The following is an 8,527-nucleotide window of genomic DNA, read 5'->3' as shown; positions in this document are numbered from 1 at the left end:
GCCCATGACGAAGACGCAGATCTGCTGGTTGGCCAGCCTGACATAGAATTGCGTCGACAGGCCGAGCGGCTCGACGACCTCGACCTGACCTTTCAGCGGGCCGTCGTCGGCCAGCCGGATGTGTTCCGGCCGCAGCCCGACGGTCAGCGCATCGCCATCCTTCAGCGGCAATCCGTCCGGCAGCCTCAGCTTCTGGCCGTCGGCCAGCACGGCATCGACCTTGCCGCCCTTGGCGACCTTTGCCGGCAAAAAATTCATGCCGGGCGAGCCGATGAACCCGGCGACGAAAGTGTTGGCGGGACGATCGTAGAGCTCCAGCGGATGACCGACCTGCTGCACATAGCCGTCATGCATGACGACGATGCGGTCGGCCATGGTCATCGCCTCGACCTGGTCGTGCGTGACATAGACCGAGGTCGTCTTCAGCTGCTGGTGCAGCGCCTTGATCTCGGCGCGCATGTGGACGCGCAGCTTGGCGTCGAGGTTCGACAGCGGCTCGTCGAACAGGAAGACTTTGGGATCGCGCACGATGGCGCGGCCCATGGCGACGCGCTGGCGCTGACCGCCGGAAAGCTGGCGCGGCAGGCGGCCGAGAAACGTCTCCAGACCGAGGCGCTTGGCGGCGGCGCCCACCCTGCCGTCGATCGTCGTCTTCTCGGTCTTCTTCAGCATCAGGCTGAAGCCCATGTTCGAGGAGACGTCCATATGCGGGTAGAGCGCATAGGACTGAAACACCATGGCGATGTCGCGGTCCTTCGGCGCCACATCGTTGACCAGCCGCTCGCCAATGCGGATCTCGCCGCCGGTGACCTCCTCCAGGCCGGCGATCATGCGCAGCAGCGTTGACTTGCCACAGCCGGACGGGCCGACCAGCACGACGAACTCGCCGTCGGCGATCTCGAGATCGACGCCGTGCAGGATGCGCAGCGCTCCATAGTCCTTCTCGACATGTTGCAGGGTGACGGAAGCCATCGATTATCCTTTGACAGCGCCGGCGGTAAGGCCGGTGACGAGATAGCGTTGCAGGAAGGCGAAGAAGATGCAGACCGGGATCAGCGCCAGGATGGAGGCCGCCATCATCTGCCCCCAGTCGACAGCGAACTTGCCGATGAAGGTGAGCAAGCCGACGGCAAAGGTCTTCTGCTCATCGCTGGAGATCAGCATCAGCGCGAACAGCAATTCGCTCCAGGCGGCGGTGAAGACGAAGCCGAGCGTCGCCCCCATGCCGGGCAAGGTGAGCGGCACGATCACCCGGCGCATGGCCTGGGCGCGCGTGCAGCCGTCGATCATCGCCGCCTCTTCCAAGTCCTTTGGAATGCTGTCGAAGAAGGACTGCATCAGGAAGGTGGCGAAGGCGGTGTTGAAGGCGGTGTAGATGATGATCAGCCCGGTCAGGCTGTTGGTCAGGCCGAGATCGCCCATGATGCGGTAGATCGGCGGGATGACCATCACCAGCGGGAAAGTCTGGGTCAGCAGAAGCAGGATCGCTAAAGTCGCCTTGCCGCGGAAGGTAAAGCGAGACATCGCATAGCCGGCTAGCGTGGCGATGACGGTGACCAGTGCCGCCGTCGACACCGAGACGATGACGCTGTTCAGGAAATAGCGCGGGAAGTCGGAAGCCTCCAGCACGGTGTCGAAGTTCTTGAGCGTCATTTCCGATGGCCAGAACGTTATGCCTTCGGAATAGAGCAGCCGCTCCGGCGTCACAGAGATCTTCAGCGTCCAGAAGATCGGGAACAGCGCGAAGACGACATAGGCGGCGATCGCGGCGTAGAGGCCGATGCCGCCGGCGATGCGCGAGGAGGTGGAGCGGCCGGCGATCATCAGACATGCCTCACAAGCGTGCGGCGGATGGCGATCAGGCCAACCGCATAGGCAATGAGCAGCACCAGCAGCAGAACCGCGACTGCGGACGCATAGCCTTTGTCCAGCGACTTGAAGGCGCTGACATAGATGTAGACCGGCACCGTGCTGGTCGAGCCTGCCGGTCCGCCCTCGGTCATGACGAAGATCAGGTCGGCGAAGGTCGCGATCCAGATGGTGCGCAGCATGACGGTGATGACGATGGTCGGCGCCAGGAACGGCAGCGTCACCTTGGTGAAGCGCTGCCAGGGCGAGGCGCCGTCGATGGCTGCCGCCTCATGCAGTTCCGACGGGATCGACTTCAACGCCGCAAGCAGAGTGATGGCGAAGAAGGGAATGCCGAACCAGATGTTGGCGACGATCGGCCCCCACATGGCTGTGGCCGGATCGGAAAGCACGTTGGTCGGCTCGGCCTTCAGGCCGAGCGCGAAAAGCCAGTGCGGCAGCGGGCCGATGATCGGGTTGAACAGCCAGGCCCAGGTAAGGCCGGAAAGAAAGGACGGCACCGCCCAGGGCAGGAACACCACGGCCTGCACGACCTTGCGGCCATAAAAGGGCTTGTCGAGCAGCAGCGCCAGACCAAGCCCGAGGAAGAACTGGAAGAACAGGCTGGCGGCCGTCCACCAAAGCGTGTTGACCAGCGCCTGGCCGAGCACCGCGTCGGAGAGCATCGCCTGGTACTGGCCGAGCCCGACATATTCCGATTTGAAGGCGGAGAATTTGCGGAAGGAATAGCTGATGCCGATGATCAGCGGCACCAGGAGCACGACGACCAGCAGGACGATAGCCGGCGAAAGATAGAGCCAGGGCTCGATCGCGGCCTTGCTCAGCCGCTTCTTGCGCGGCCGGCCGGTCGATCGGATTTCGGACACTGCGTAGGTCATCGATTTGGCTCTACGGGTGATGGTGAGGCCAGCGTGGCGACAGCGTCCTTCTCCCCATTCACGGGGAGAAGACGCCGGTTCACCCTCCGTAGCTGCAGCGCAGCTGCTGCGGAGGAGGGCAGGCAGATGAGGAGCGGAGCCGACTTTCAGGATTCGGCGCTGCCCCTCATCCGTCACTTGTCCGTGAATGTCGTTCTCCCAAAACCGCTTCGCACTTTTGGGCGACATTCATCGGGTGACACCTTCTCCCCGCAAGCGGGGAGAAGGAAGAAAGGTCACTTCTTGTTCTTGGCCAGCCAGGCCTGCTGCTCCTTGGTCAGGAACGCCGCCCACTCGTCGGCCACCTGCTTGGCCGGCTTCTGGCCAAGCAGCACTTCCTGGAAGTTCTTGATCGCCACCTGGTCGACGAAGTTGCCGAGGTTTTCCAGATGGGTCGGCGGCGTCACCATTTCATATTTCGAGCTGTCGTTGAGCTCGGTGAACCAGCCCTTGAACTGCTCGGTCTTGAAGTGGGCGTCCTGATCGGCGCCGTTGTGGATCGGGACGACGCCGACTTCCTTGGCCCATTCCAGATTGTCCTTGGGCGACAGCAGCGTCGCCATCAGCTTCCAGGCTTCGTCCTTGTGCTGCGAATTGGCGAACATCGCCCAGCCGGCATAGCCCAGCGTCGGATAGGATTTGCCGCTCGGGCCGACCGGCAGCGGCGCGACCGCAAAGTCGTCGGCGCTCATCTTGTCGGCGATGCCGAGCAGCGCGTCCGGATCCTGGTTGAGCATGGCGCAGGTGCCGGAATAGAAGCCGGTCACCGTCTCGTTGAAGCCCCAGCTCACGGAATCCTTCGGCGCCAGGCCGTTCTTGTACATGTCGGCCAGCATTTGCAGCCCCTTGACCGAGCCCGCGTCATTGATGGTCGAGGTGCCGTCCTCGGTGAAGTAGCCGCCCTTGCCGGCGGCGATGTTCATGAACATGTGCATGCCGTTGAAGGCGCCGGGACCGCCGCGCAGGCAATAGCCGTATTTGCCGGGGATGGCGGAGATCTTCTTGGAGAACTCGACGAACTCGTCGAGGTTTTCCGGCGGACGGTCAAGACCCGCTTCCTTGAACAGCTTCTTGTTCCAGAACAGCGCGTTCACATAATAGCCGTAAGGGATCATGAACTGGGTGTTGTTGACGGTCGAGCCGAACTGCTTGGCCCGGTCGCCGAGCGTCTTGGCGTCGTCCCATTTGGCCATGTAGGGGCCGAGATCCTCGAGCTGGCCGTTGTTGGCATAGAGGCCCATCCAGCGCTCCGGCATCTCGACCACGTCGGGCGTGTCGCCGGCCTGGACCATGGTGAGAAACTTCTCGAACGCCTGACCCCAAGGCAGCGAGACGAGCTCGACCTTGATGCCGGGATTGGCTTGCTCGAATTCGGCGATCTGCTTCTTCAGGAATTCGGTGCGCGGCGGGCTGGTGATGACCTCGACCATCTTGACGGTGGTGTCGGCCAGCGCGGCCCCGGCGGAAATCGCGAGGCCGGCAGCGGCGGCAAGCAGGATTGTCAGTCTTTTCATGTTCGGAACTCCCATTTTGAACACCTTATTTTTTTGCCTTGTCGAAGGCCTGGGCGATGTCGGCCCAGAGGTCCTCGACGTTCTCCAATCCGACATTGAAGCGGATGGTTCGGGGGCTGATGCCGAAGCGCGCCATCGAATTCAGACCCGGCGTCTGCTCGAGCGAGGCCTTGGCGGGCACGACCAGGCTTTCATGGCCGCCCCAGCTGACGCCGATGCGGAACAGCTTCAGCGCATCGACGAAAGCCGGAATGTCGACATCTTCCGCGACCTCGAAAGAGAACAGCCCGGCATAGCCGGCAAGCGTCTTCTTGCCGGGATGGTTGGAGTAGGCGGGATGGTTGACCCGCTCGACCTTGCCATGCGCCTTCAGCCGCTCGGCGAGCGTGAGACCGCTCTTCATATGATGCGGCAACCGCAGCGGCAGCGTGCGCAGGCCGCGCAGCAGAAGCCAGCCCTCGAAAGGCGACAGCTTGCCGCCAAGCGACGAATAGGTCTGCTCGTTGATGTGCTTGATATGCGCGGCCGAGCCCGCCACCACGCCAGCGACGGTGTCGCTGTGGCCGCCGAGATATTTCGAAGCCGAGTGCAGCACCAGATCGACACCATGCGAAATCGGCTTCTGAAAGACGGGCGTCGCCCAGGAATTGTCGATGGTGGTGACGATGCCCCGCTCCTTGGCCAGCCGGGTCAGGTGCTCAATGTCCTGCAGCTCGAACATCATCGAGGTGGGGCTTTCGAGGTAGAGCAGCTTGGCGCCCGGAAGCGCCGCCGCCACCGCATCGGGGTCCGAGCCGTCGACATAGTCGACCTTGATTTGCAAGCGCGGGAACAGGCGCTCGAACAGGCGGTAAGCGTCGCCATAGCAGTTGCGTACGGCAACGATCCGCTCGCCGGCGCCGACGAAGGCGAGCACTGTGGCGCTGATAGCCGCCATGCCGCTGGAAAAGCCCCGCGCGGCTTCCGCGCCTTCCAAGGCCGCGACGCGCGCCTCGAATTCCATCACCGTTGGGTTGTCGCCGCGCGAATAGATCGGCTGCCTTCTCCTGCCGGCAAAGGTGTCGGCCATGTCGGCGTAATTGTCGAAGGTGAAGAGCGATGTCTGGTAGATCGGCGGCACCACAGCGCCGCCGGGGAACGGATCGTCATGCGCGAGAAGAGTCGCCGCCTCGCCGAGATAGTCGCTGGCCAAAGAAGCCGGGTCGAACCCTGTGGGATGCTCGTTCATTTGCGGTCCAAAAGCTTGAGGTTGGCGGCGCCGCGCTTGAGGTCGTTTTCGACAGTAGCGATGAGCTTCAGCGCTTCGGCCCGGGCTCCCTCCGGGTCGTGCGCGGCGATGCGGTCGAAGATGGTGCGGTGATAGGGAAAGCTGGCATGGCCGAAATCGCGCACGCCGAGCGGATGCTCCCAGAAGCGGTGGAACAGCTCGTGCATGGCGCTGATGATCTGCTCGAACAGCGGATTGCCGGAGGCGCGGTAGACCGACTGGTGGAACTCCCAGTCTTCCTCCGACGACATGCCGGCGCGGCTGTGGAAGGCTTCTTCCATGATGTCGAGCTTGCGCTCGATCTCGGCGACCTCAGCCTTGCCGGCGCGGACGGCGCAAAGAGCGGCGGCCTCGGCCTCCAGCGCGCGGCGGATCTCCAGGGTGCGCATCAGGCCGGCAAAGTCGTTGCCGCCGGCAAGGGTCAGCGGCATGTGCAGCATGTCGGGCGAGACCGCCGCCTTGAGGTAAGTGCCGCTGCCTTGGCGCCGCTCGACGAGGCCCAGCCCCTCCCAGCGGGTGAGTGCCTCGCGAACCGTGTTGCGGCTGACCTTAAGGCGCTCGGCCAAGATGCGCTCGGTCGGCAGTTTTTCACCGGGACCCAGCGCCTCCTGCCGCACGAAGCCGGCCAACGCCTTCAGGACCGCATCATCGCGGGCCGTCGTCTGGATCGGCGGGAGAGGGTCGGTCACGCTGGTGAATCAATCCGAAAGTGGTTCAATGGTCCAACCAATTTCTGCATGAACGAAGAGGTGAGTCAACCACGCATGGTGCGATTCGACGATTTCGATCGGCAGCCGACAATGCGCGAGCGGCGTCAGCCGGTCACGCGCCGAGCTTCGCTCCAAGCTGCTCGACTTGAAACGGAGCGACCTGCAGCGGTCCTTCGAGGACCCCTTGCGACAGCAAGGCAGCCTGCCCGAGTTCGGTCAGAGCGTAGATGCCGCGCTCGGCCCTGGCGAACCAGCCATAGTAGTTGTGCAGCAGGATGCTGGCCGCGCGGGGCGCGACGAGTTTCAAATCGCGCGGCCGCTTCGGGCCGTCGGCCAGGGCGGCGGCGCAGGCAATTGCTTCCTGGCGGTATGCGGTCATGATCGGCTTTTGCCGCGTGCTGCCGCCGATGGAGGGATCGCCCTTGCGGCGGTGATGCTCCTCGACCAGCCGCGAGCGCCGCCTCGGGTCGCGCCGCGGCGGCACGGCGGCCGGGCTGAGCAGCAATTCGACCTTGCCTTTCCCGTCGACCGCGAGCAGGCCGAAGCCGAGCCGGCGGCAGAGCGCGCGAAAACGCCGATCGTGCTCGCGGCCCTTGCCGCGCGCCGACATCCGCGCGGCGAGCCAGACCTCGTCGCAGGCCGCCGCCCGATCGACGCCTTGCAGAACGAGCTCGAGATTGAACTGCAGCTTCAGCTCGCAGATGACGACCACGGGCGGCTCGCCTTCGCGCAACCCGACGATGTCGCAGCCGCCGACCTCGCCTTTGACGGTGAAGTCGAGGCTCTCGAGGAACCGCTTCACCGGTGCATAGAGGGACGTTTCCTGCATGGGAGAGGCATAGCCGATTCGAGCCCGGCCGACACGGCAGAAGGCGACGCGACCGCCCGCCGCTATTGCTTGGCGAACTGGCCCCTATAGGTCTGGCCGGCAAGCGTGTAGGTGCCGGCAAGCGTTCCGTCAGGCTGCATCGTAAACGTGATGTCTGCGCCGTTCGGCAGGCGTCCAAGCTTTAATGTGTTCCCGGCGATCCTGCCGGCGCCGTCGGCGATCCCCGGCTTGTTGTCGGCCATATCGCCCCACGCGTAGCTGACCGTCACCTGCCCGGCCGGTGAAACGGTCAGCACGGCCAGCTTGCCTTCAAAGGTGCCATCCAGCCGTCCCGCCCAAATGCCTGAAAACGCCGCATATCGGGCGGGGACACTCTTGCCCGGAGGCGTGATCGCCACGGTTTGGTCGAGCACCGCAGTATCCGGGACAGCGGGAGCCGCGACAGCAGCCGGGGCAGGTTGAGGAGGAGGCGGGGCCTCGGATACCGATTCACAAGCGACAAGCGCCAATGCCGCGAAACCGAGCATCACAGAAAGACTGTTTGGTGGAGCCAATCGGAATCGAACCGACGACCTCTTGAATGCCATTCAAGCGCTCTCCCAACTGAGCTATGGCCCCACTCCCGGCAGTCAGCCGGCGCCGTTTCCGGCGAAGAGATCCGGCGCGGTTGGGCACCGCGCCGTCGTTTAGTGCTGGCGGCTTCTAGCGCCGCCTTCGGTCAAGATCAAGCCTTGAAAAGCCGCTTTTTCGTCACAGGTCAAAATGGCCGGCAAACAATCGCGCCGGGGCCGAAATCAGACCTCGTCCTCGTCGTCGCCGACGCCGATCATATCGGAAACGTCGTCGTCCTCTTCTTCCTCGTCGGCAAGGAAGGTGTCATCGTCATCGTCACCGAGATCGACATCATCCTCGTCGTCGCCGAGATCGGGCAGATCGTCGCCGCCGCCCTTGGTCTCCTCGTCCGCATCTTCGAGCGAGACGATTTCGGCGCCTTCTTCCTCCTCGGAGTCGACTTCCTTGTCGGCGACGTCCTCATCGTCCTCGATCGCGGAAATCTTGCCTTCCTCGAAATAGGAGCGCGGATAGCTCTTGCCGGTGTAGGGCGAGACGATCGGGTCCTTGTTCAGATCGTAGAATTTCCGCCCCGTTTCGGGGTCGACACGTTTTGTGCCAAGTTCAGGTTTTGCCACAGCAAGCCTCGTCAAAAAAAGAATGGTCCCCTTAACCGCAGTTTTCCGCGCTGTCAAAGCCAAAAGCCGGCATCGCAAAACCTTGCATTCGAAGGCCCGCGTGAGGGGATGACCATTGCGGCGCGCCGTGATACGAGACCGCCGCAACACGACGAATTGAGCCGGCCCGCCGGCACCCGCATTTGGAAAAGACAATGTCTCACGCGGGCCTTCGAATGCAAGGTTTTGCGA

9 protein-coding genes and 1 tRNA gene are annotated in these 8,527 nt (G+C 63.5%); all 10 read right to left on the bottom strand.

Annotation, left to right across the window (positions count from 1 at the left end; all coding sequences use genetic code 11):
* Window positions 1–972: sn-glycerol-3-phosphate ABC transporter ATP-binding protein UgpC (gene ugpC / locus EOA75_RS24225; RefSeq protein WP_127325347.1), on the bottom strand; the 972-nt coding region annotated here is incomplete at its 3' end.
* Between the two features lie 3 nt (window positions 973–975).
* Window positions 976–1,824, bottom strand: a complete 849-nt coding sequence (locus tag EOA75_RS24220) for a carbohydrate ABC transporter permease (RefSeq protein ID WP_067324203.1) — start codon at window positions 1,822–1,824, stop codon at window positions 976–978.
* A complete protein-coding gene (locus EOA75_RS24215; protein WP_095777012.1) occupies window positions 1,824–2,747 on the bottom strand; it encodes a sugar ABC transporter permease in 924 nt (307 codons plus the stop codon). Before EOA75_RS24215 ends, EOA75_RS24220 begins: the two co-directional genes overlap by 1 nt.
* 275 nt (window positions 2,748–3,022) lie before the next feature.
* Entirely contained in the window at window positions 3,023–4,300 is a 1,278-nt protein-coding gene (locus EOA75_RS24210) for a sugar ABC transporter substrate-binding protein (protein ID WP_127217014.1), read from the bottom strand.
* 25 nt (window positions 4,301–4,325) lie between these two features.
* Window positions 4,326–5,528 carry a PLP-dependent transferase gene (locus EOA75_RS24205; RefSeq protein ID WP_127325346.1) on the bottom strand — a complete coding sequence of 401 codons (1,203 nt, stop codon included), beginning with the start codon at window positions 5,526–5,528 and terminating at the stop codon, window positions 4,326–4,328.
* Complete coding sequence (locus tag EOA75_RS24200; protein WP_067324712.1) at window positions 5,525–6,256, bottom strand: FadR/GntR family transcriptional regulator; 732 nt, start codon at window positions 6,254–6,256, stop codon at window positions 5,525–5,527. The genes EOA75_RS24205 and EOA75_RS24200 overlap by 4 nt, the downstream gene beginning before the upstream one ends.
* A gap of 133 nt (window positions 6,257–6,389) precedes the next feature.
* Window positions 6,390–7,106, bottom strand: a complete 717-nt coding sequence (locus tag EOA75_RS24195; protein ID WP_127217015.1) for a DUF2161 family putative PD-(D/E)XK-type phosphodiesterase — start codon at window positions 7,104–7,106, stop codon at window positions 6,390–6,392.
* 62 nt (window positions 7,107–7,168) lie between these two features.
* A complete protein-coding gene (locus EOA75_RS24190) occupies window positions 7,169–7,519 on the bottom strand; it encodes a hypothetical protein (RefSeq protein WP_245299804.1) in 351 nt (116 codons plus the stop codon).
* Window positions 7,520–7,648: 129 nt separating this feature from the next.
* Window positions 7,649–7,724, bottom strand: a tRNA-Ala gene (locus tag EOA75_RS24185).
* Window positions 7,725–7,900: 176 nt separating this feature from the next.
* The gene (locus EOA75_RS24180; protein WP_067003406.1) at window positions 7,901–8,296 is read right to left on the bottom strand and encodes a TIGR02300 family protein; all 396 of its coding nucleotides are present in this window, start codon (window positions 8,294–8,296) and stop codon (window positions 7,901–7,903) included.
* Window positions 8,297–8,527 lie beyond the last annotated feature (231 nt).

This window comes from Mesorhizobium sp. M1A.F.Ca.IN.022.07.1.1 (assembly GCF_003997575.1).
Taxonomy (GTDB): domain Bacteria; phylum Pseudomonadota; class Alphaproteobacteria; order Rhizobiales; family Rhizobiaceae; genus Mesorhizobium.
The sequence above is the reverse complement of the archived record's forward strand: the minus strand, read 5'-3'. Positions and strand labels throughout refer to the sequence as shown.